Below are 20,454 nucleotides of genomic sequence, written 5' to 3' on the forward strand. Positions count from 1 at the left end.
AGCCTCTTATGCCCTGGCAAACCCTGTTGAACCGCAGCGATCGCCTGCCCGCCGACCCCGATCTTGGCGAAGGCTTCGCGACCTTGTTGCACCGCTTGGGCACGGTCACCCCGTTTGAATTGGCGGTGAACGGCGGACGGCTGATGGCGACTCCGGGGTTGGCGTTTCTGGTGGGGTATCAAGCGGCGCTGCGGATGCTCTGGCCGAGCGCGCCGCTGAGCCTCGGTGCGTTGTGCGCGACCGAGCAACGCAGCTTGCGGGTGGCGGACATGCAGACCCGGCTGCGGGATCTGCGTCTGAGCGGACGCAAGGATTTCGTCACCGCCGGCGATGCCGCCGACTGGCTGCTGGTCGCCGCTCGCAGCGAAGAGCCAGGCAGCGATCCGCGCCTGAGTCTGGCGGTGGTTTACCCCGGCGAACCGGGCGTGCGTCTGGAGAAACTCGCGCCGTTGCCGTTGATGCCCGAGATCAGCCACGGTCGGCTGTTTCTCGACAACGCGCTGTGCGAATTGTTGGCGGGGGACGGCTGGGATGCTTACGTCAAACCGTTCCGCACCCTGGAAGACATTTATGTGCTGAGTGCGATGACCGCGTGGCTGTTCGGCATTGGCCAGGACAACGACTGGCCGCACACCTTGCAACTGCGTTTGCTGGCGCTGCTGGCCGGGTGCGCGGAAGTCAGCCGCCAGGCGCCGAACAATCCGGCCGGGCATGTGTTGCTGGGTGGGTTGTTTGCGCAATTCGACGGGCTCAAGGCTGAAGTGAATCAGGCCATGACCGACGGCCCGCCGCAGTGGGCGGCGATGTGGCAGCGCGATCAGGCCGTGATGGATCTGGCGGCAGGGGCGCGGGGCAAGCGGTTGGCCAAGGCGTTGGCGGGATCTTCGTTAGGGTGACGGGCCTCCCAAAACTGTCATCAACCTCGACTAGGCTCAGCAGGTTCATCCTCCGAGCGTCCTCCATGTTCAAAGGCTTGTCGCTGATTTCCATCCTGCTGTTCAGCTTCACGGCCCAGGCCGAAAACTGGCCGGCCGAGCAATGGTTGCCCGGCCCGACAGTCACCGGTCCGGCCGTTCAAGCCCTGGAAAACTACGCTTTCCCACTCCGCAACGACACCACCCGCAAGGGCATCCGCACCGATGCCTTGCTGGTGATCCATGACGGCCAACTCGTCTACGAGCGCTACGCCGGCCCGACCCGTGCCGACACCCCGCACCTGACCTGGTCGATCAGCAAAAGCCTGTTGGCCACGGTGCTCGGCGTGGCCTATGGCGAAGGTCTGTTCAAATTGCAGGACCCGGTGGTGCAGTTCTATCCAGCGCTGGAAAAACACACCGCCATGACCATGGCCGACTTGCTGCACTGGGCCTCGGGCCTGGATTGGCAGGAAGACTATGAGTACGCACCGTTGAAATCCTCGGTGGTGGCGATGCTCTACACCCGAGGTCATCGCGACATGGCTGCGTTTACCGCCGACCACGACGCGTACGCCAGGCCCGGTCAGGCCTTCCGCTACTCCAGCGGCGACAGCAATCTGCTTTCCGCCGCGTTGAAAGCCATTGTTGGCCCGGCCCGATATCCGGATTATCCGTGGACCGCATTGTTAGAACCCTTGGGCATTCACGGCGCGGTTTGGGAAGTGGATGCCACGGGGACATTTGTCGCCTCGTCCTATGCCTACCTCACCGCCCGGGACCTGGCACGGGTCGGCCTGTTGATGGCGCGCGACGGTCGCTGGCGCGAGCGGCAGCTGCTGCCCAAGGCGTGGGTCGACTTCAGCCGTGAGCCGTTCGCCCACTACCGAGCCAACCAGGATGAAGCGGTGCCCGGCGGGCATTGGTGGCTCAATCGAGCGGTGGATGGTGCGGCACAACCCTGGCCCGATGCGCCCGTCGACACCTTCGCCGCGCTGGGCCATTGGGGCCAGGCGATGTATGTGATTCCCAGCGAAAAGCTGGTGATCGTCCGCTACGGCGATGATCGCGATGGAAGTTACCGGCATAACGAACTGCTCAAACTCGCGCTCAAGGCGTTTGCCATGAAGGTGCAGCCATGAGCCGTCGCAGTTTCATTCGCCGTCGGCCGTTCAGCACGCTGTTGCTGGTGCTGCTGATCGCCGTGCTCGGCTGGGTCTGGCAGGAACGCGTGGCGCTGTGGGCTTTTCCCGACATCATCAGTGCTTACACCGCCAAGGAATACTGCTCGTGCCGGTATGTGATGAACAATCCGGCGGCGTATTGCCAGGGTTATGTGAAGCAGTATTTACCCACCAGCGGTTTCGTCGATGATGCCGCGAGCAAGCGGGTGACGGTCGGCGGATTGGGGCGCAGCAACAGCGCACAGTGGATCGGCGAGCGCCAGGGCTGCCGCCTGCAACCCTGACGTGGTCGTACTCGTTGTGGCGAGGGAGCTTGCTCCCGCTCGGCTGCGAAGCAGTCGTAATGCCAGCGGCGGAGATCTGATTGGAGGAACTCATTGTCTGATTTCGGGAGCGCTTCGCACTCCAGCGGGAGCAAGCTCCCTCGCCACAAAGATTGGGGCGAAGTCACAGAAAGTTTGCAACCTGCCTCAAGCCAGTTAAGGTTCGCTCAGGTTTATCTGCCCCCGAGTTTCTATGTTCAAGCGGTTCATCTACAAAACCCTCGCTTCCCTGCTGCTGGCCGGTGTCACCGTGTCGGCCCAGGCCAATTGGTATCTGGACGGCGAGTCCTCGCGGCTGTCGTTTGTCAGCACCAAAAACGCCAACATCTCCGAAGTGCAGCGCTTTCTGGTGCTGCATGGCAAGGTCGACCCCAAGGGGCTGGCCGAGGTGGAAGTCGAGCTGGAGTCGGTTAATAGTGGTATTCCGCTGCGTGACGAACGCATGCGCAAGGAACTGTTCCAGATCCAGACGTTTCCCGAAGCGCTGATCACCACGCAGATCGATTTGCGGCCAATCAACGACCTGGCGCCCGGTGCGCAACTGGAATTGCGCTTGCCGGTGACCGTCGACCTGCATGGCAAGCAACACCAATACAACGCCGAACTGCTGGCGACCCGTCTCGATGACCGGCGCTTTCAAGTAGTGACCCTCGAGCCTTTGGTGATCAGCGCCGAAGATTTCGACCTGGCCCCAGGCCTGGAAAGCTTGCGCAAGCTCGCCGGTTTGTCGGCCATCAGTCTGTCGGTACCGGTGGGTGCGGTGCTGATTTTCACGGCGCGCTGAAATGCGTGGTGCAATTTTTCCATGGCGCGAAGGCAATCGCTTCGAACTGCTGATCGACGGCCCGCAGTTTTTCCCGCGCATGCTGGTGGCGATTGCCCGCGCCGAAGAACAAGTCGAGCTGGAGCTGTACCTGGTGGAGGCAGGGGCCTGCGCCGAGGCGATGGTTCAGGCGCTGGTCCAGGCGGCCGAGCGTGGCGTGCGGGTACGCTGTCTGTTCGATGACTATGGCAGCCTGGCCTTCACCCTGACTTTGCGTCAGCGCCTGATGGCCGCCGGGGTCGAGTTGCGTTTTTACAATCGGCTGAGCTGGCGACGCTGGGTGGGCAACTTCTATCGCGATCACCGCAAGTTGCTGCTGGTGGATCAATCCCTGGCGGTCGTTGGTGGCACCGGGGTCACCGATGAGTTCTGGTCGCCGGGCGAAGACACCTGCGAATGGCACGAAGTGATGGTGGAAATCACCGGTCCCCTGGTCATCGACTGGCAATTGCTGTTCGACCGCCAATGGATCGCCAACCGCTATCGGCGTGCCTGGAAACCCGTTTCACACTTCGGTCTACCGCGCCTGCCGCGAGTGCCGGTGATGGGCGAGGGCATGGGCCGGGTCGCTTATGCCGACGCCCGCCAGCACCGGGACATTCTGCAATCGCTGATTCGCGCGCTGAACAGCGGCAAGCAGCGAATCTGGCTGGCCACGCCCTATTTCCTGCCAACCTGGAAAGTCCGCCGCTCGCTGCGCCGGGCGGCGAATCGCGGCGTCGATGTGCGTCTGCTGCTGACCGGGCCGCGTACCGATCACCCGTCGGTGCGCTACGCCGGGCATCGCTACTACCCGCGATTGCTCAGGGCCGGGGTGAAGATCTTCGAATACCAGCCGTGCTTCCTGCACCTGAAAATGGTGTTGATCGACGATTGGGTGAGCATCGGCTCATGTAATTTCGATCACTGGAATCTGCGCTTCAATCTGGAGGCCAACCTCGAAGCCCTGGACCCAGGGCTGACCCGAGCGGTGGCGGCGAGTTTCGAGAATGACTTTGCCTTGAGCCAGGAAGTCAGTCTCGAGGCGTGGAAGCGCCGACCGTTGTGGCGGCGGGTCAAGCAGAGGGTTTGGGGATGGGTGGATCGGGTGGTGGTGAATCTGCTGGATCGGCGGGGGTAGGTTTTTTAGATCCAGATCATTCCCACGCAGAGCGTGGGAATGATCAATTAAGCGGGGTTACAGCAACTCAAAGCTCTGCTGCGTCACGTCCTGGGAGTCCAGGCCGATCTCCACGTTGAACTTGCCCGGTTCCGCGGCGTACTTGAGCTGGGCGTTGTAGAACTTCAGGTCATCCTCGGTGATGGTGAAGTGCACGACTTTCTGTTCGCCGGCCTTGAGCAGCACTTTCTGGAAGTTCTTCAGTTCCTTGACCGGGCGGATCATCGAGCCGGTCACGTCCTGGATGTACAACTGCACCACGGTTTCGCCGTCACGCTTGCCGGTGTTCTTCACCACGACGCTGGCGTCGAGCTTGCCGGTCTTGTTCAGCGTGGTCGACGACAATGCCATGTCGGTCAGGCTGAACTGGGTGTAGCTCAGGCCGAAGCCGAACGGGAACAGTGGCCCGGTGGTGTCTTCGAAATACTGCGAGGTGTAGTTGCCCGGTTTGCCGGGAGTGAACGGCCGGCCAATGCTCAGATGGTTGTAGTAGGTCGGAATCTGACCCACCGAGCGCGGAACGGTGATCGGCAGCTTGCCCGACGGGTTGTAGTCGCCGAACAGCACGTCAGCGATGGCATTACCGCCTTCGGTGCCGCTGAACCAAGTTTCCAGAATCGCGTCAGCCTGCTCTTTCTCTTCGAGAATCGACAGCGGACGGCCATTCATCAACACCAGCACCAGCGGTTTGCCGGTGGCTTTCAACGCCCTGATCAGCTCGCGCTGGTTACCCGGGATGTTCAGGTCGGTGCGGCTCGACGATTCGTGGGACATGCCACGGGATTCGCCCACTGCAGCCACTACCACATCAGCATCCTTGGCAGCTTTTACCGCTTCGTCGATCAACACGTTGGCCGGGCGCGGATCGTCCACTACTTCCGGGGCATCGAAGTTCAGGAAGTTCAGGTAATCGAGGATTTTCTTGTCGTCGGTGATGTTCGCGCCACGGGCGTAGATCAGTGTCGACTGCGCGCCGAGGGCATTTGTCATGCCGTCGAACAGGGTGACCGATTGCGCAGGTTTACCGGCGGCAGCCCAACTGCCCATCATGTCGATCGGTGCTTTTGCCAAAGGGCCGACCAGGGCGATTTTCGCGGTTTTCTTCAGGGGCAGGGTATCGCCCTGGTTCTTCAGCAACACCAGGCTGCGGCGCGCGACATCACGGGCCTCGGCGCGGTGCAGGCGGCTTTCGGCGTAGGTGTCGGCCGGGTCATCCTCGGCCTTGCCGATGCGCAGGTACGGGTCTTTGAACAGACCCATGTCGTACTTGGCGGCGAGCACTTCGCGCACGGCGTTGTCGATGTCTTTCTGTTCGATCTCGCCGGATTTGAGCAGTCCCGGCAGCTCTTTGCCGTAGAGCGTGTCATTCATGCTCATGTCGATGCCGGCCTTGATCGCCAGCTTCGCCGCTTCACGACCGTCGCGGGCGACGCCGTGTTTGATCAGCTCGAAAATCGCCCCGTGGTCGCTGACTGCCAGGCCCTTGAAGCCCCATTCCTTGCGCAGCAGGTCGTTCATCAGCCAGGTGTTGGCGGTGGCCGGTACGCCGTTGATCGAGTTCAGCGCAACCATCACCCCGCCGGCACCGGCGTCGATGGCGGCGCGGTAGGGCGGCAGGTAATCCTGGTACATCTTGACCGGGCTCATGTCGACGACGTTGTAGTCGCGACCGCCCTCGACCGCGCCGTACAAGGCAAAATGCTTGACGCTGGCCATGATACTGTCGGCCGCGTTCGCACCGCTGCCCTGCAAGGCCTTGACCATCACACCGGCAATTCGCGAAACCAGGTAAGTGTCTTCGCCGAAGCCTTCGGAGGTGCGGCCCCAGCGTGGGTCGCGGGAGATGTCGACCATCGGCGCGAAAGTGATGTCGAGGCTGTCAGCCGCGGCTTCCTGGGCGGCGATGCGCCCGGACCGGCCGATGGCATCCATGTCCCAGCTCGAGGCCAGGGCCAGGGGAATCGGGAAAATGGTGCGGTGGCCGTGGATCACGTCATAGGCGAAGAACATCGGGATCTTCAACCGGCTGCGCATGGCCGCGTCCTGCATCGGACGGTTTTCGGCGCGGGTGATCGAGTTGAAGGTGCCACCGATATTACCGGCCGCGATTTCCTTGCGGATCAGCTCCCGAGGCATTTCCGGGCCGATGCTGATCAGGCGCAACTGGCCGATCTTTTCATCGAGGGTCATTTGTTTCATCAGATGGCTGATGAAGGCGTCCTTGTTCTCTATCGGTGCGGGCGTCGTGGCGGCCAATACGGTATGACTGGCCAGGCTGACGAACAGGCCCAGCAAACACAGCTTCTTCATGAATGTTCTTCTCAAAAGGCCCAAGCGGCAGTGAATACGCGCCGGTCAGCCAAAATTTGGGGAGCGACTATTGTTGTTTGGGTATTGCTCAGAAAAATGCAGCACACTTCTTACTGCTTTTTCGCTGGGCATCTTTTAGCCCATTGGCTCGATGCAATCCAGTAGCGGCGCAGATTATGCCCCAAGAGCCGGGGTCAAAGTTCGCCGGTTGTTTTATCAACGCAATGTGCAAGGGAGCATCAACCAGATGAATGTACGACACCCCTATCGGTCGAGCCTGCAGGTTGCAGCCTTGATGTTGCTGACCGCTCTGCTGGCCGGTTGCGGCATCAACACGATCCCGACCCTCGACGAACAGGCCAAGGCCGCGTGGGGCCAGGTGCAGAACCAGTACCAGCGCCGCGCCGACTTGATCCCCAATCTGGTGGAAACCGTCAAGGGTTATGCCCGGCATGAGGAAGAAACCCTGACCGCAGTGGTCGAAGCCCGGGCCAAGGCGACGTCGATCCAGGTGGATGCGAGCACGCTGGATAATCCGGAAAAACTCAAACAGTTCCAGCAGGCGCAGGATCAGCTGACCGGCGCGCTGAGTCGGTTGATGGTGGTGTCCGAGCGTTATCCGGACCTCAAGGCCAACCAGAACTTCCTGGCGCTGCAATCGCAACTTGAAGGCACCGAGAACCGCATCGCCGTGGCGCGTCGCGACTTCATCCTCGCGGTGCAGAAATACAACACCGAGCTTCGCACCTTCCCCGGTCGCTTGTGGCACACCGTGTTGTACAGCGACTTGCCGATCCGCGAAACTTTCGAGGCCACCAGCCCCGGTGCCGAAAAAGCGCCTGAAGTGAAGTTCCAGTAGGCGCCGGACCGGGTTTGAAGTGCCACCAAGGAAGAGGTTGCCAATGCGCGTGATGAAAGTGGGCCTGATGCTGTTGTTCTGGGTCTTTGCCCTGACGGCCCAGGCCGGGTTGAAGTTTCCGGAACTGACCGGACGGGTGGTGGACAACGCCCAAATGATCGAGCCAGCGGTGCGCGAGCAGCTGGTTCAGCAGCTTAATGCCCACGAGAAGTCCACCGGCGAGCAGTTGGTGGTGGTCACGTTGCCGGACCTGCAGGGCGCCGACATCGCGGATTTCGGTTATCAGCTGGGACGCTACTGGGGCATTGGCCAGAAGGACAAGAACAACGGCGCGCTGCTGATTGTCGCGCGTGCCGAGCGAAAATTGCGGATCGAAGTCGGTTATGGCCTGGAAGATCGCCTGACCGATGCGCAGAGTTCGGTGATCATCAATCAGGTGATCACGCCGGCGTTCAAGGCCGGCAATTTCAGCAAGGGCATCAGCGATGGCGTTTCGGCGATGCTGGTGGTGCTGGGGGGCAATCCGCTGAACGAGCCGTCGACGGTGTATGAGCCGCGTGGCAATCAGGAGAGCGATTTCGTTGCGCGGCATCCGGGAATATTCGTGTTCCTGGTGCTGCTGTTTATCCTGACGATATTCGTCGGCCAGATGTTCGGTATTCTGCCAAGTGGAGGGGGTAGAGGCCGGGGTGGTTTCGGTGGCGGAGGTTTTGGCGGCGGTGGCGGGGGCTTCAGTGGCGGCGGGGGCAGTTTCGGCGGCGGTGGTTCGTCGGGCGGCTGGTGATGACACGGCGGGAAACACAACAACAATAGCGAGCAGGCATTCATAAACATGGCATTACTGACTGAACACGAACAACGCAAAGTCGCCGAGGCGATTGCCCGGGTCGAGCGCGACACCGACGCCGAACTGGTGACAGTGCTCGCGGCCCGCGCCGACGACTATGCGTATATCCCGCTGCTCTGGGCCAGCCTGTTGGCGCTGGTGGTGCCGGGTATCGTGCATTACCTGACCGGTTGGCTGACCATGCACAGTCTGTTGCTGGTGCAATGGGTCAGCTTCATCGTGTTGTGCCTGGTGTTCCGGATTCCGAAAGTCACCACGCGCCTGATCCCGCGCTCGGTCCGTCACTGGCGTGCGTCGAACCTGGCGCGTCGGCAGTTCCTGGAGCAGAACCTGCACCACACCGTGGGCGGCACCGGCATGCTGATTTTTGTCTCCGAGGCCGAGCGTTACGTGGAAATTCTGGTGGATGAAGGGATTTCCAAACGGCTGGACAACAAGAATTGGGACGCGATTGTGGCGACGTTTACCCAGCAGGTGAAGCAGGGGCAGACGTTGCAGGGGTTTGTGACGTGCATCGAGGCGTGCGGCGAGTTGCTCAAGGTGCACGTGCCGGTGACCCAGGTGCGCAATGAATTGCCGAATCGGTTGGTGGTGTTGAGCTGAATCAAAAAATCGTCCGAACGCGGCCCGAGCTTTCGGCAGCTTTTGTGGCGAGGGAGCTTGCTCCCGCTGGGCTGCGAAGCGGCCCCAAAACCGGCAAACACACGCTGTCAGACACACCTCGTTGTCTGCTTTGCGACTGCTGCGCAGCCGAGCGGGAGCAAGCTCCCTCGCCACAGAATCTTTGCCGTTTGGCAAATAACAGTGTTCCTGAACCGCATCCCCCCTAAAATACCCGCCATTCCCCGATTCGCACCGCCCGAGGCCGTTTTTTCCATGTCTGTCACCGCCACTCCCGCCAGCCTCGCGCCGGATCACCACGCCCAGTTCATCGACCTGCTGCAAACCAGCCTGGACGCCAATGCCTTCATCAAACTGGTGCTGGCCAAGTACGTTGGTGGCGAAGCGGACTTGCAGCGGTTGATCATCAAGCAGCTGACGGTCAAGGATCAGCCGTGCCTGTCCTTCGTCTACCGCTACAAGACCCGCGACATCACCAAGAACCTGCCGATTGCCGAAGGTGTGGCGACCATTGCCGCGCTGTTGCCGGCATCGTTCAAAAATGCGCATTTACTGTCACTGACCGACGAAGCCCAGCTCGAATACAGCAAAAAGGGCAAATCTTCGCTGTTCAAGAGCAAACCTCAGCAATTGCGTGAAGTGCCGTCCGCCGAGCACAACCGCGAGAAGAACCGCTTCCTCGACCTGAACCGGCCGTTCCTCAAAGACCTCGGCGTGACCAACGCCCAGCATGAGCTGATCCCGGCGATGTCGCGCAAGTGGAAGCAGATCAACAAGTTCATCGAAGTCTTCAGCCATGCGCTGACCTCCTCGCCGCTGGCGCTGGACAAACCGGTGCGGGTGGCGGATTTCGGCTCGGGCAAGGGTTACCTGACGTTCGCGATCCATGACTACCTGCGCAGCACCCTGAAAGCCGAGGGTGAGGTGACCGGCGTCGAGCTGCGCGAAGACATGGTCACACTGTGCAACAGCGCGGCGGCGAAGCTGGAGCATCCGGGGCTGGTGTTCAAATGCGGTGACGTGCGCAGCGTGGCGCCGAGCGAGCTGGATGTGATGATCGCGTTGCATGCCTGCGACATCGCCACCGACTATGCGATTCATACCGGCATCCGTTCCGGCGCTGCGATCATCATGTGCTCGCCGTGCTGCCACAAGCAGATCCGCCTGCAGATCCAGAGCCCGGCGCTGCTCAAGCCGATGCTGCAATACGGCCTGCACCTGGGCCAGCAGGCGGAAATGGTCACCGACAGTTTGCGTGCGTTGTTCCTGGAAGCCTGCGGCTACGAGACCAAGGTGTTCGAGTTCATCTCACTGGACCACACCAACAAGAACAAGATGATTCTGGCGGTCAAACGCGCCGAGCCGGTGGACCCGGCTCAGTTGTTGGTGAAGATTCAGGAACTGAAGGATTTCTACCACATCAGCGAGCATTGCCTGGAAACCCTGCTGCGGGCTGACGGGTTCCTGGTCGCTAAGGCTTGAGCTGAACCCCCGCCGGTAACGTGCCCGGTTGCGCCGGGCGCACTGCGGTCTTGCGCCCGAGCATCACCGTCACGATCACCCCGGCCGCAAACAGCCAGGTAATCGGCTCGACGTGCTCACCGAAGAACAACGCCGAAAACGCGATGGTGAAGAAGATCTGCAGCAACTGGATCTGACTGACCCGGGCGATGCCGCCCATGGCCAGCCCGGCGTACCAGGCAAAGAAGCCGATGAACTGCGAAAACAGCGAGACATAACCGAAGGCCCACCAGGTCCTGGCCGAAATCTCGCCCTGATGTTGCAGCGCCAGATACAACACCGGCCCAATCAGCAACGGCGTCGACAGCACCAACGCCCAGCAGATCACCTGCCAGCCGCCCATCTCCCTGGCCAACCGGCCGCCTTCGGCATAGCCCAACCCACCCACGGCAATCGCCCCGAGCATCAGCAAGTCACCGGCCTGAATACTGCCGGCTCCGCTGATCAGCGCATAGCCGAGCACCAGCGCACTGCCCAGCGCGGCGCAGGCCCAGAAGGCTTTCGACGGACGCTCATGGGACAGCCACGCGGCATACAGCGCCACGCACAGTGGTTGCAAACCGTTGACCAGTGCGCCGTGGGAGGCGGGCAGTGTCTGCATGGCCCAGGCCGACAGCACCGGGAAGCCGAGGATGACCCCGGCGATCACCAGTGTCAGGCCTTTGACCTGTTTCCAGGTGGGCCATTTTTCCCGGCGCCACAGCAATAACAGCGCAGCCGGAATTGCCGCGAACAGCGCCCGGCCAAGGCCGTTGAGCAGCGGATGGAGTTCCTGCACGACGATCCGTGTGAAGGGCAGGGTCAGGCTGAAGATAACGACGCCGAGCAGGCCGAGGGCCATGCCGGTGTTTTCGCGCGAGGACATGATGGATGACCAGAATTCAGGGTGGCGGGAAGTTTCTTTATCTAGCCATAAACCTGAGGCTTTCCGCTGTTACAGCTGGGTGCAGAGTTATCCGTACAGTTAAGCGCGGTCCCTGTGGCGAGGGAGCTTGTCGGATCGCCGCACCGTCCCGTTCGGCTGCGCAGCAGTCGCAAAACCAGAGACCATCGATTGATTGACGAAGCCGGTAGGGCCGCTTCGCGCCCCAGCGGGAGCAAGCTCCCTCGCCACAAAAAGCCAATCCAGTTCATATCGTCCGTAGTAGTCGGTTATTACCCGACCCGCCGGATAAGGACTACCTTGAATACTCCTGCAGGCCCACGCATTTTCCAGAGGAGTCCTCCCCATGGCTGCTAAAAAAATCCTGATGCTGGTTGGCGATTACGTCGAAGACTACGAAGTGATGGTGCCCTTCCAGGCGCTGCTGATGGTCGGCCACACGGTGCATGCCGTTTGCCCGGACAAAACCGCCGGCCAGACCGTGCGCACGGCGATCCATGACTTCGAAGGCGACCAGACCTACAGCGAAAAACCCGGTCATCTGTTTGCCCTGAACTTTGATTTCACCAAGGTCGATGCGGCGGACTACGACGCGCTGCTGATCCCGGGCGGTCGTGCGCCGGAGTACCTGCGCCTGAACGAAAAAGTCCTGGCGCTGGTGCAAGCGTTCGACAAGGCTGGCAAACCGATCGCCGCCGTATGTCACGGCGCGCAATTGCTGGCCGCCGCCGGTATTCTTGAAGGTCGCGAGTGCAGCGCCTACCCGGCCTGTGCCCCGGAAGTGCGCCTGGCTGGCGGCACGTACATCGATATCCCGGTGACGGAAGGCCACGTTCAAGGCAATCTGGCCACAGCCCCGGCCTGGCCGGCGCACCCGAGCTGGCTGGCCGGTTTTCTCGGGTTGCTGGGCACCAAAATCACGCTGTAACGAGGGACCTGCCCATGTGCGAGCTCTACGTCAAGGCCGATCCGATTCTCTACGAATCGCGCTCCCGCTCGCTGCGCATCTGCGGGGTGGTGACCACCCTGCGGCTGGAGAACCAGTTCTGGGACATCCTCAGCGAAATCGCCGAGGTCGACGGCATGACCACCAATCAGTTGATCGCCAAACTGTATGAAGAGGTGATGGACTACCGCGGCGAGGTGGTGAATTTCGCCTCGTTCTTGCGGGTCAGTTGCATGCGCTATTTGAGCCAGCGCCGGGTGCAGGCACCTGAGTTGTCGGTGGTGCGGACGGGGGTGAAGTAGGGCGGCTTTTGTATCGGCCTCGGGGGCGCCTTCGCGGGCAAGCCTCGCTCCTACGGATGTACGCCATATCCGCGATCACAGATATCTGTAGGAGCGAGGCTTGCCCGCGAAGAGGCCGGTACAGGCGACAGAAAACCTGGCTTGGTCTTTACTCTGACGCGCGAAACCTCTCAATCGCCAAGGAGAACAAGCATGTCTGGATGGTACGAAGTGAGCAAAACCAGCAATGGTCAGTTCAAGTTTGTGTTGAAAGCGGCCAACGCCGAAACCATTCTGGTCAGTGAGCTGTATACCACGCGCGGTGCGGTCGATAGCGGAATCGCCTCGGTCCAGGCCAATAGCCCGCTGGACGAACGCTACGAGAAAAAAGCCACCAAGGATGGCCATCCTTACTTCAATCTGAAGGCCGGTAACCACGAGATCATTGGCAGCAGCGAGTCTTATTCATCCGATGCCGCGAGGGAAAAAGGCATCGCCAGCGTCAAGGCCAACGGTCCGACCACGGTGATCAAGGACAAGACCTTGCCGGTGTTTTAAACACACCGCATACCCACTGCGGGAGCGAGCCTGACGGCTCGCTCCCGCAGTGGTTTTGTGTGTTCCCGACGATCAGCGCAACGCGTTCAACAAACCCTGCAACTGACTGCGGCCAGTCTCGCCGAGTGCAAACACCGGCAACCGCGGGTCGCCCGCTTCCAGCCCGACCAGGCGCAAACCGGCCTTGATGGTCGCTGGCAGACCGCCCTTGAGGATGAAGTCCAACAACGGCAACTGGCGATAGAACAGTTCGCGAGCCTTGCTCAGATCATTGGCCAATACCGCTTCGTACAAGTCGAGATTGAGCTGCGGGATCAGGTTCGGCGCCGCTGTGCACCAGCCTTTGGCGCCGGCCGCGAACGCTTCCAGTGCCAAGGGATTGCAGCCGTTATAGAACGGCACCCGGCCTTCGCCCAGCAGTTGCAGTTTGTGCATGCGCTGAATATCGCCGGTGCTCTCCTTGACCATGGTGACGTTGTCGACCGCGTTGAAAATCCGCAGGATCAACTCCACCGACATGTCGGTGCCGCTGGTGGCCGGGTTGTTGTAGAGCATGATCGGCACGCCGATGCTCTCGCCGATGGCGCGGTAGTGGGCGAGGATTTCCGCCTCGCTGAGTTTCCAGTACGACGCCGGCAGCACCATCACCACATCGGCACCGTGGGCCTCGGCGAAACGCGCGCGGCGCACGGCTTTGGCGGTGGTCAGGTCGGACACGCTGACGATGGTCGGGACGCGTTTGGCGACGTGGCGGAGGCTGAATTCGCTGACTTGATCCCATTCCGCGTCGCTCAGGTAAGCGCCTTCGCCGGTGCTGCCCAATGGGGCGATGGCGTGGACACCGCTGTCGATCAGGCGGTCGATGGAACGCCCGAGCGCGTCGAGATCAACGCCTTCGCCCTGGGCGGTGAACGGGGTGATGGTGTAGCCGATGATGCCGTGAATGTTTACGGTCGACATGGCGTCTCTCCTTTCAAGAATGAGTGGGGTCAGTTCAGGCAATCGGCGTGTTGGCGCAGGTTCTGCCGGGCGTAGTAGTTGAACGCGGCGGCGTGGCGCTTGGGCTTGGATATCCAGTCGTGGGCTTCACGGCCCAGCTCGGGAAGAATCGGTTTGATGACACCGGCGGCCATGGCCAGCAACTGCAACTTCGCTGCGCGTTCGATCAGTTGCGCAATGACACAGGCCTCTTCGATGGTCGCGCCGGTGGACAACTGGCCATGGTGGGAAAGCAGGATCGCCCGCTTGTCGCCCAAGGCCCCGGCAATCAGTTCGCCTTCTTCATTGCCCACGGGCACCCCCGGCCAGCCTTCGAGAAACGCGCAGTCGTCGTAGAGCGGGCAGAGGTCCATGTGGGAAATCTGCAGCGGTACTTCCAGCATCGACAGCGCCGCGACGTGAGTCGGGTGCGTGTGAATGATGCAGTTCACGTCCGGCCGGGCGCGGTACACCCAGCTATGGAAGCGGTTGGCCGGGTTGGGCATGCCGTGGCCTTCAAGCACTTCCAGGTCTTCGTTGACCAGCAACAGATTGCCTGAAGTGATCTCGTCGAAACCCAGGCCCAGTTGCTGGGTGTAATAGGTGCCCGGTTGCGGGCCGCGAGCGGTGATTTGCCCGGCCAGGCCGGAGTCGTGGCCGTTTTCGAAGAGAATGCGGCAGGTCAGGGCCAGCTTTTGCCGGTCGGTCCACGTATTATCCGCCAGGGTGTTTTGCATCTGTGTCAGCGCTTGCTTGACCAGTTGCTCTTTGGGTAGTGCTAATGTCTTGGCCATATCGGTGTCCTTTGGGTGGGGCATGCAAATGACACTAAAGAGGCTATATGACACTTTGTGTCATTGGCAAGGATAAATCGTTGCCTCCTTGATGGGTTAATCGCTCTACATGTCTATCCGTTTGAAATTATTGAGAAAAAAACTTGGCGTGACGCTGGAGGCCCTGGCCGAAAAATCCGGCATGACCAAGAGCTATCTGTCGAAAGTCGAGCGCGGGTTGAATACCCCGTCGATCGCCGCCGCGCTGAAACTGGCCAGGGCGCTGAACGTGAAGGTCGAGGAATTGTTTTCCGAAGACAACGTCAGCCTCGACAGCTACAGCCTGGTGCGCAACGACGAACGCCAGTCCCTGGCCGCCAACGACCAGAGCCCGGGTTATGCGGTGTTGGCCCATCAGGTCAGTGAGCGCAGTCTGTTGCCGTTCATCATTTACCCGCCGAGCGAGTTCACCGACAAAACCTTCAAGGAACACCTGGGGGAAGAGTTTCTGTTCGTCCATGAAGGGCAGGTGGAAGTGGACTTCATGAACGAGCGGGTGCTGCTCAATCGTGGGGATGCGCTGCACTTCAACGCGCAGAAACCGCATCGCCTCAGGTCAGTGGGCGAGGTGCAGGCGCAGTTGTTGGTGGTGGTGCATAGCAGCGAGGAATGAGGTTATCGGGCTTTTGTGGCGAGGGGGCAAGCCCCCTCGCCACAGGTCAGACCTCGACCGGCACGGTCAGCTTAGGGTTACCGAGCGCATGCGTCTTCGAATCAAAAAAACGCAACGCCACACCCGTCCCCTCGAACACCTTCGCGTAATGCCGCTTTTGATGCTGGATGAACGCCTTGCTGCGCGGGTAAATCGAGATCGCTACCACCTTCGGCTTCGCCTGTCGCAGTGCATGAGCGATGTGACTGTCCTGCTCGCCAAGGGCATGCCCGAAGATGCACAACCCGTCACCGTGGCCGAGTAACTGGTCGTAGCAGAACGACAGATAATCCGAACTGCGAATCGTCTTGAGCTTGTCTTGCGCTGGGCCTTCGTTGACGAACAGCGGCACGTCGTCGAGGGTCTTGATCGTATTGTTGATCGCGAAATTACCGAGCAACGTTCCCTCGGTCGACATCAACTTGCGCGCGGTGCCGTCCTGATTGCGCACCAGATGCAGGCCGCCGTGCAGGTACAGCAAACGTGGTTTGTCGGTGGCGCTGGCACTCAGATCGAAGCCGGGTTCGGCACCCTGGAACAGGTCGGTCACGACGTCCGGCCGATGCTGGATCGCCCAATAGCTGAGCAAGTCGTAGTTGGTGGTGAACACCGTCCGATAGCTGCCCAGTTCCTGATTGATCGTCGCCAGCGTCGAAGGCTTCACCAGCCGCCACGGGATATGCACCGCGTGCACGGTGTTGATCAGCGCTTCCTTGATCGCGTAGTAGCGATTGCGCGGTGCCGCAGAGCTGACGGCCAGGGCCTTGTTGACCCGGCTGGTGGTCTTCAGCGCCCCAAGCACTTGTTCAAAACTGCGCGTCTGCATCGCGTCGAACACGCTCAGCTCGGACTGGCTCAGCGGTTTTTCTTCGACGGTGCGGGCATTTTCGAACAGCGAGTCGTAGCCGAAGTCGTCCCACACGGCGCGGCTGGCGCCGTTACCCACCAGCAGGCCGCCGAATGAGGCGGTGGTGCGCAAGGCGTTCCAGTCTTCAAGTTGGGCATCGACATCCTGGAAATCGGTCATTGCGTTTGTCGTCTCGAAGCAAAAGGTCTGATGGACGGCGACTTTATCACGCCCGGGCGTTGAGCCAGATCAACATACCTCGTGACTGATCGGTCGACCCTGTGCGCACCCGCCGAATCGGCATTGCCGATTCGGTTTCAGCCAGGAGACTCGCGCATGAGCAGTACGTTTTTCATCCCCGCCGTGAACATCATGGGCACCGGTTGCCTCGACGAAGCCATGGACGCCATTGGCAAGTATGGTTTTCGCAAGGCGCTGATAGTCACTGACGCCGGGCTGGCCAAGGCTGGCGTGGCATCGAGGATTGCCGAGAAACTGGCGTTGCAGGACATCGACTCGGTGATCTTCGACGGCGCCAAGCCGAATCCGAGCATCGCCAACGTCGAGCACGGCCTGGGCCTGCTCAAGGAAAGTCGCTGTGATTTCGTGGTGTCTCTGGGCGGCGGTTCGCCTCACGACTGCGCCAAGGGTATCGCCTTGTGCGCCACAAACGGTGGGACGATCCGTGACTACGAAGGTGTCGATCGGTCGGCCAAACCCCAGCTACCGTTGATCGCGATCAACACCACCGCCGGCACTGCCAGCGAGATGACCCGTTTTTGCATCATCACGGATGAATCGCGCCACGTAAAAATGGCCATCGTAGACCGCAACGTTACGCCGCTGCTGTCAGTCAACGACCCAGAACTGATGGTCGCCATGCCCAAGGGCCTGACCGCCGCCACCGGCATGGACGCATTGACCCATGCCGTCGAAGCCTACGTCTCCACGGCAGCCAACCCGATTACCGATGCCTGTGCGCTGAAAGCCATCACATTGATCAGCGACAACCTGCGCCAAGCCGTGCAGGACGGCAGTGACATGATCGCGCGGGAAAACATGGCCTACGCGCAATTTATGGCGGGCATGGCGTTCAACAATGCGTCCCTTGGCTACGTTCACGCGATGGCCCATCAGTTAGGCGGGTTCTACGACCTGCCCCATGGTGTGTGTAACGCGGTGCTGCTACCTCACGTGCAGAGCTTCAACGCGCTGGTGTGCGCCCCTCGCCTGACCGACGTTGCCCACGCGATGGGGGCCGACATTCGCGGGCTCAGTCCGGAAGAGGGCGCGCAGGCGGCGATCGCGGCGATCCGCAGCCTGGCCAGGGATGTGGACATTCCCGCCGGTTTGCGTGAGCTCGGTGCCAGGCTCAATGACATCCCGGTCCTTGCCAGCAATGCCCTGAAAGACGCCTGTGGACTGACCAACCCACGGGCGGCGGATCAGCGGCAGATCGAGGAGATTTTCCGCAGCGCGTTCTAAGCGGTTCGACGGCCGGGCGCGAGCACTACGCAAAGCAGCGCGCCCAAGGCCAGCAAGGTGCATAACAGCGACAAAGGCCATGCCTGCTGGCTGGCTATCAGGCTGGCGATACCGCCGATAACGGCGGCCATCAGTTGATGAATGAAACCGCTCAACGCCATCGCATAAGCACCGCCGACCGGGGAACCGTGGTTGGCCAGGGACAAGCTGATTGGGTAAATCAGCGATTGGCCGAATACTGCAAAACAATAGGGCAACCAGAACAGCAGCGCGATAGACGTGCCTGCGAGGCTACCCAGCAACATGACTGCGCTGCCGGCCAGTATCAGCCCGACGCCCGCCGTCATCAGCCATTGCTGACCGGTATGCAGTACGAAGCGATTGACCGCCACGGCCCCGAGAAAGTACGCCGCGCTGATGGGCCAGCCCAACAAGCCGTATTCCACTGCCGACCACTTGAAGGCGCCTTGCAGAATCAGCGGTGCAGCGGTGTTGAACGCGACAATCACCCCATACCCCAAGCCACCGGCGAGGGCCGGTAACAGGAAGGCCCGATGCCGCAGAATGTGCCCGTAGCTCGTCCAGGCGGATGATGGTGTGTTCTCTTCTGCCAGCATCGGGAACGTGACCCGCACCACCACCAGCGCCATCAACAGGCTCACACCACCCAATAAGTAGAAAATCGCTGACCAGCCCAGTGTCACCTGGATGATCGACCCCAGGTATTGACCGATACCCAGCGCCACCACAAAGGAAATCGATATCCAGGACAACGCCTTGGCCAGCAGATCGCCGCGAAAACTGTCGCGGATCAGCACCCGGGCCATGACTGAAATCCCGCTGGCGCCAATCCCCTGAATCAGGCGAAAAACCAGGAACGATTCAAGTGTCTGGCCCAGAGGCAGGGCCAGGTTGCCCAGCCCATAGAGGCCGAGCGCCGCGAGCAATACCGGCTTGCGGCCAATGCGTTGGCCCAGGCTGCCCCAGAACAGCATCGGCAGCGCCATGCCGATCAGATACACCGCCAACCCCCATGAAACCTGTGAGGCATCTGCGGACAGATCCCGGGCAATATCCGGCAGCGCCGACAGATAAATGCTCATGCCCAATTGGGCGAGAAAAACCGTACAGCAGGTGATCAGGAGGGTGGTGCTGCTCTTCATTTAATCTTCCCTGTTTTTTCAGCCGCCGATGTCCCGGCCGTGAGCACGTAAAAGCTCGGTGATGAGTCCACAGAAATGGCGGATCAGCGTTGTCCCCATGTCGGCGCGCAGGGTGATTCTGATGGCTGCCTTGCCTTGTGCAACCACCGGGAAAAAGACTGCCGAGGTGAAGAATCCGTGATTGGCCAGTTCAATGGCGATGTGGTTGGCCAGCGATGCCTCACCGCAATTGACCAGTCGAATCGCCATGTTGCTGTTGTGTTGTGCGGTTCGTATGAGGCTGTCAAAGAGGCGGATATTAACCTGAAGCTTTTCCTGCAGCTCGGCGAATTCCAGGGTGTGGTGTAGCTGGATGGATGCCCGGCCCGCGCCAATGGCTGCACTGTTCAGGCTTTGCGACCAGTTGCTGGGGCCGCCGTAACGCGCAATGAGCTTCTTCTGCCGTTCACTGCCCAGCATCACCAGACCGCCGCTGGCGCCGAACGACTTGGCCAGCGAGGCGACGATGAGGCAGTCATCATCCAGGGTATGCAGCCTGGGACGCACAAGACCGGCGCCGAATGTTCCTACAGAGGAAAGCGCGTGGGAGTCGTCCAGATAGAGAAACAGCCCATAGCGGTCCTTCAGATACAAAAGGCTGTCCATGTCCGCAACCCCGCCCATGCTGTAGGCGCCGTCGGCGACATACGCGACCCTGGTGTGCTGTTGACACAGCGTCTCGAGGAAGTCCATGTCGTTATGCGGGCACGTCACGACCTTCGTTTCATCGGCACAGGCGGCTTTGAGGTGGCTTATCGAGTAATGCGCCGACCGGTCGAAAGCCATCACCGGAGGGCTATTTTCCGTGAATACGCCGCTGGCCAGCAGTGGCAGGATCCCGGCACTCGCCGCGCTGCACGACAGAGTGCTCAGGCAACTGGCGCCGAACAACTCGGACAGTTCGGTTTCGTATTGGTCCAGAATCGCCAGCTTGCAGCGGTTCTTGGAATTGGCGATGCGAAGTGTGCCGGTTTCCCACAGCGTGGTCATGGCGCCGTCGAGAATATCGGGATGGTGATCCAGCCCCAGGTATGACGTCGTACAGAAATCATGAAACGCTCTCCCGTACTGATCCAGCATGCGGTTGGCACTTTTTATCTCAACGTTGAGCCCCGCGATTTTTCCGGTTTCGGCGGCCTCCCAATCATGGTCAGCCAATGAAACGAGTTTGCGGTAGTTGGTGAAGGTGTGCGCCGTGTACGGTATCTGGCTCATGTGTAAGTGACAT

21 protein-coding genes are annotated in these 20,454 nt (G+C 60.7%); 14 read left to right on the forward strand and 7 right to left on the reverse strand.

The annotated features are described in order from the left end of the window. Positions 1 to 8 precede the first annotated feature (8 nt). The 5 genes from AC07VO_RS21770 (at position 9) to AC07VO_RS21790 (ending at position 4,364) form a co-directional block, all read left to right on the forward strand. Positions 9 to 896, forward strand: coding sequence for an acyl-CoA dehydrogenase middle domain-containing protein (locus AC07VO_RS21770; RefSeq protein ID WP_086944804.1), 888 nt, complete (start codon positions 9 to 11; stop codon positions 894 to 896). Positions 897 to 961: 65 nt separating this feature from the next. Further along, positions 962 to 2,056 carry a serine hydrolase domain-containing protein gene (locus AC07VO_RS21775; RefSeq protein ID WP_086944805.1) on the forward strand — a complete coding sequence of 365 codons (1,095 nt, stop codon included), beginning with the start codon at positions 962 to 964 and terminating at the stop codon, positions 2,054 to 2,056. Continuing rightward, a complete protein-coding gene (locus AC07VO_RS21780) occupies positions 2,053 to 2,382 on the forward strand; it encodes a hypothetical protein (protein WP_064619846.1) in 330 nt (109 codons plus the stop codon). Before AC07VO_RS21775 ends, AC07VO_RS21780 begins: the two co-directional genes overlap by 4 nt. A gap of 232 nt (positions 2,383 to 2,614) precedes the next feature. Continuing rightward, positions 2,615 to 3,205, forward strand: coding sequence for a YceI family protein (locus AC07VO_RS21785; protein ID WP_018926850.1), 591 nt, complete (start codon positions 2,615 to 2,617; stop codon positions 3,203 to 3,205). A 1-nt stretch (position 3,206) separates the two neighbouring features. Then, positions 3,207 to 4,364, forward strand: coding sequence for a phospholipase D-like domain-containing protein (locus AC07VO_RS21790; RefSeq protein ID WP_018926849.1), 1,158 nt, complete (start codon positions 3,207 to 3,209; stop codon positions 4,362 to 4,364). Between the two features lie 57 nt (positions 4,365 to 4,421). Here the strand turns inward: AC07VO_RS21790 and bglX are convergent, their stop codons facing one another. After that, on the reverse strand, positions 4,422 to 6,713 hold the full coding sequence (gene bglX, locus AC07VO_RS21795; protein WP_018926848.1) for a beta-glucosidase BglX: 2,292 nt from the start codon (positions 6,711 to 6,713) through the stop codon (positions 4,422 to 4,424). Positions 6,714 to 6,960: 247 nt separating this feature from the next. Here bglX and AC07VO_RS21800 point away from each other — a divergent pair, with 247 nt between their 5' ends. The 4 genes from AC07VO_RS21800 (at position 6,961) to AC07VO_RS21815 (ending at position 10,522) form a co-directional block, all read left to right on the forward strand. Further along, the gene (locus AC07VO_RS21800) at positions 6,961 to 7,572 is read left to right on the forward strand and encodes a LemA family protein (RefSeq protein ID WP_138866209.1); all 612 of its coding nucleotides are present in this window, start codon (positions 6,961 to 6,963) and stop codon (positions 7,570 to 7,572) included. 43 nt (positions 7,573 to 7,615) lie between these two features. After that, complete coding sequence (locus AC07VO_RS21805; protein ID WP_064619843.1) at positions 7,616 to 8,356, forward strand: TPM domain-containing protein; 741 nt, start codon at positions 7,616 to 7,618, stop codon at positions 8,354 to 8,356. Positions 8,357 to 8,404: 48 nt separating this feature from the next. Further along, positions 8,405 to 9,022 carry a TPM domain-containing protein gene (locus AC07VO_RS21810; protein WP_018926845.1) on the forward strand — a complete coding sequence of 206 codons (618 nt, stop codon included), beginning with the start codon at positions 8,405 to 8,407 and terminating at the stop codon, positions 9,020 to 9,022. A 273-nt stretch (positions 9,023 to 9,295) separates the two neighbouring features. Further along, complete coding sequence (locus AC07VO_RS21815) at positions 9,296 to 10,522, forward strand: class I SAM-dependent methyltransferase (protein ID WP_086944806.1); 1,227 nt, start codon at positions 9,296 to 9,298, stop codon at positions 10,520 to 10,522. On the opposite strand, the gene AC07VO_RS21820 is transcribed toward AC07VO_RS21815, so the two are convergent. Then, complete coding sequence (locus AC07VO_RS21820; RefSeq protein ID WP_086944807.1) at positions 10,512 to 11,426, reverse strand: DMT family transporter; 915 nt, start codon at positions 11,424 to 11,426, stop codon at positions 10,512 to 10,514. The genes AC07VO_RS21815 and AC07VO_RS21820 overlap by 11 nt on opposite strands. Positions 11,427 to 11,790: 364 nt before the next feature. On the opposite strand from AC07VO_RS21820, the gene AC07VO_RS21825 reads away from it, so the two are divergent. From AC07VO_RS21825 to AC07VO_RS21835, 3 genes are all read left to right on the forward strand, one after another. Next, on the forward strand, positions 11,791 to 12,372 hold the full coding sequence (locus AC07VO_RS21825) for a DJ-1/PfpI family protein (RefSeq protein WP_018926842.1): 582 nt from the start codon (positions 11,791 to 11,793) through the stop codon (positions 12,370 to 12,372). A 14-nt stretch (positions 12,373 to 12,386) separates the two neighbouring features. Beyond that, positions 12,387 to 12,692, forward strand: coding sequence for a ribbon-helix-helix domain-containing protein (locus AC07VO_RS21830; protein ID WP_018926841.1), 306 nt, complete (start codon positions 12,387 to 12,389; stop codon positions 12,690 to 12,692). 192 nt (positions 12,693 to 12,884) lie between these two features. After that, positions 12,885 to 13,229 (forward strand): YegP family protein, encoded by a 345-nt coding sequence (locus AC07VO_RS21835; RefSeq protein WP_018926840.1) that lies wholly within the window; start codon positions 12,885 to 12,887, stop codon positions 13,227 to 13,229. A 72-nt stretch (positions 13,230 to 13,301) separates the two neighbouring features. Here AC07VO_RS21835 and AC07VO_RS21840 read toward each other — a convergent pair whose 3' ends face one another. Both AC07VO_RS21840 and AC07VO_RS21845 read right to left on the reverse strand, forming a co-directional pair. Next, positions 13,302 to 14,189 (reverse strand): dihydrodipicolinate synthase family protein, encoded by an 888-nt coding sequence (locus tag AC07VO_RS21840; RefSeq protein ID WP_086944808.1) that lies wholly within the window; start codon positions 14,187 to 14,189, stop codon positions 13,302 to 13,304. 29 nt (positions 14,190 to 14,218) lie between these two features. Then, positions 14,219 to 15,001 carry an aldolase gene (locus tag AC07VO_RS21845; RefSeq protein ID WP_019647929.1) on the reverse strand — a complete coding sequence of 261 codons (783 nt, stop codon included), beginning with the start codon at positions 14,999 to 15,001 and terminating at the stop codon, positions 14,219 to 14,221. A 109-nt stretch (positions 15,002 to 15,110) separates the two neighbouring features. On the opposite strand from AC07VO_RS21845, the gene AC07VO_RS21850 reads away from it, so the two are divergent. Then, on the forward strand, positions 15,111 to 15,653 hold the full coding sequence (locus AC07VO_RS21850; RefSeq protein WP_086944809.1) for a helix-turn-helix domain-containing protein: 543 nt from the start codon (positions 15,111 to 15,113) through the stop codon (positions 15,651 to 15,653). A gap of 46 nt (positions 15,654 to 15,699) precedes the next feature. On the opposite strand, the gene AC07VO_RS21855 is transcribed toward AC07VO_RS21850, so the two are convergent. Continuing rightward, positions 15,700 to 16,719: a DUF4917 family protein gene (locus AC07VO_RS21855; protein WP_018926836.1), complete on the reverse strand. Its 1,020-nt coding sequence runs from the start codon at positions 16,717 to 16,719 to the stop codon at positions 15,700 to 15,702. 156 nt (positions 16,720 to 16,875) lie between these two features. Between AC07VO_RS21855 and yiaY the strand changes: the two genes are divergently transcribed. Next, entirely contained in the window at positions 16,876 to 18,024 is a 1,149-nt protein-coding gene (yiaY, locus tag AC07VO_RS21860) for an L-threonine dehydrogenase (RefSeq protein ID WP_019580882.1), read from the forward strand. Here the strand turns inward: yiaY and AC07VO_RS21865 are convergent. Together AC07VO_RS21865 and AC07VO_RS21870 are read right to left on the reverse strand one after the other, a co-directional pair. Then, complete coding sequence (locus tag AC07VO_RS21865) at positions 18,021 to 19,187, reverse strand: MFS transporter (RefSeq protein WP_086944810.1); 1,167 nt, start codon at positions 19,185 to 19,187, stop codon at positions 18,021 to 18,023. The genes yiaY and AC07VO_RS21865 overlap by 4 nt on opposite strands. A gap of 18 nt (positions 19,188 to 19,205) precedes the next feature. After that, positions 19,206 to 20,441, reverse strand: coding sequence for an aminotransferase class I/II-fold pyridoxal phosphate-dependent enzyme (locus AC07VO_RS21870; protein ID WP_086944811.1), 1,236 nt, complete (start codon positions 20,439 to 20,441; stop codon positions 19,206 to 19,208). Between the last annotated feature and the right edge of the window lie 13 nt (positions 20,442 to 20,454).

Source organism: Pseudomonas sp. GW821-FHT03E01, from assembly GCF_059420765.1.

Excerpts from the sequence above, each read along its gene's own strand:
- AC07VO_RS21865 (WP_086944810.1), bottom strand. The coding sequence starts at position 19,187 with ATGAAGAGCAGCACCACCCTCCTGATCACCTGCTGTACGGTTTTTCTC.
- AC07VO_RS21785 (WP_018926850.1), top strand. The coding sequence starts at position 2,615 with ATGTTCAAGCGGTTCATCTACAAAACCCTCGCTTCCCTGCTGCTGGCC.
- AC07VO_RS21790 (WP_018926849.1), top strand. The coding sequence starts at position 3,207 with ATGCGTGGTGCAATTTTTCCATGGCGCGAAGGCAATCGCTTCGAACTG.
- AC07VO_RS21850 (WP_086944809.1), top strand. The coding sequence starts at position 15,111 with ATGTCTATCCGTTTGAAATTATTGAGAAAAAAACTTGGCGTGACGCTG.
- AC07VO_RS21800 (WP_138866209.1), top strand. The coding sequence starts at position 6,961 with ATGAATGTACGACACCCCTATCGGTCGAGCCTGCAGGTTGCAGCCTTG.
- AC07VO_RS21820 (WP_086944807.1), bottom strand. The coding sequence starts at position 11,426 with ATGTCCTCGCGCGAAAACACCGGCATGGCCCTCGGCCTGCTCGGCGTC.
- AC07VO_RS21840 (WP_086944808.1), bottom strand. The coding sequence starts at position 14,189 with ATGTCGACCGTAAACATTCACGGCATCATCGGCTACACCATCACCCCG.
- AC07VO_RS21845 (WP_019647929.1), bottom strand. The coding sequence starts at position 15,001 with ATGGCCAAGACATTAGCACTACCCAAAGAGCAACTGGTCAAGCAAGCG.
- AC07VO_RS21855 (WP_018926836.1), bottom strand. The coding sequence starts at position 16,719 with ATGACCGATTTCCAGGATGTCGATGCCCAACTTGAAGACTGGAACGCC.
- yiaY (WP_019580882.1), top strand. The coding sequence starts at position 16,876 with ATGAGCAGTACGTTTTTCATCCCCGCCGTGAACATCATGGGCACCGGT.
- AC07VO_RS21825 (WP_018926842.1), top strand. The coding sequence starts at position 11,791 with ATGGCTGCTAAAAAAATCCTGATGCTGGTTGGCGATTACGTCGAAGAC.
- AC07VO_RS21810 (WP_018926845.1), top strand. The coding sequence starts at position 8,405 with ATGGCATTACTGACTGAACACGAACAACGCAAAGTCGCCGAGGCGATT.
- AC07VO_RS21830 (WP_018926841.1), top strand. The coding sequence starts at position 12,387 with ATGTGCGAGCTCTACGTCAAGGCCGATCCGATTCTCTACGAATCGCGC.
- AC07VO_RS21770 (WP_086944804.1), top strand. The coding sequence starts at position 9 with ATGCCCTGGCAAACCCTGTTGAACCGCAGCGATCGCCTGCCCGCCGAC.
- AC07VO_RS21835 (WP_018926840.1), top strand. The coding sequence starts at position 12,885 with ATGTCTGGATGGTACGAAGTGAGCAAAACCAGCAATGGTCAGTTCAAG.
- AC07VO_RS21815 (WP_086944806.1), top strand. The coding sequence starts at position 9,296 with ATGTCTGTCACCGCCACTCCCGCCAGCCTCGCGCCGGATCACCACGCC.
- AC07VO_RS21870 (WP_086944811.1), bottom strand. The coding sequence starts at position 20,441 with ATGAGCCAGATACCGTACACGGCGCACACCTTCACCAACTACCGCAAA.
- AC07VO_RS21775 (WP_086944805.1), top strand. The coding sequence starts at position 962 with ATGTTCAAAGGCTTGTCGCTGATTTCCATCCTGCTGTTCAGCTTCACG.
- AC07VO_RS21805 (WP_064619843.1), top strand. The coding sequence starts at position 7,616 with ATGCGCGTGATGAAAGTGGGCCTGATGCTGTTGTTCTGGGTCTTTGCC.
- bglX (WP_018926848.1), bottom strand. The coding sequence starts at position 6,713 with ATGAAGAAGCTGTGTTTGCTGGGCCTGTTCGTCAGCCTGGCCAGTCAT.
- AC07VO_RS21780 (WP_064619846.1), top strand. The coding sequence starts at position 2,053 with ATGAGCCGTCGCAGTTTCATTCGCCGTCGGCCGTTCAGCACGCTGTTG.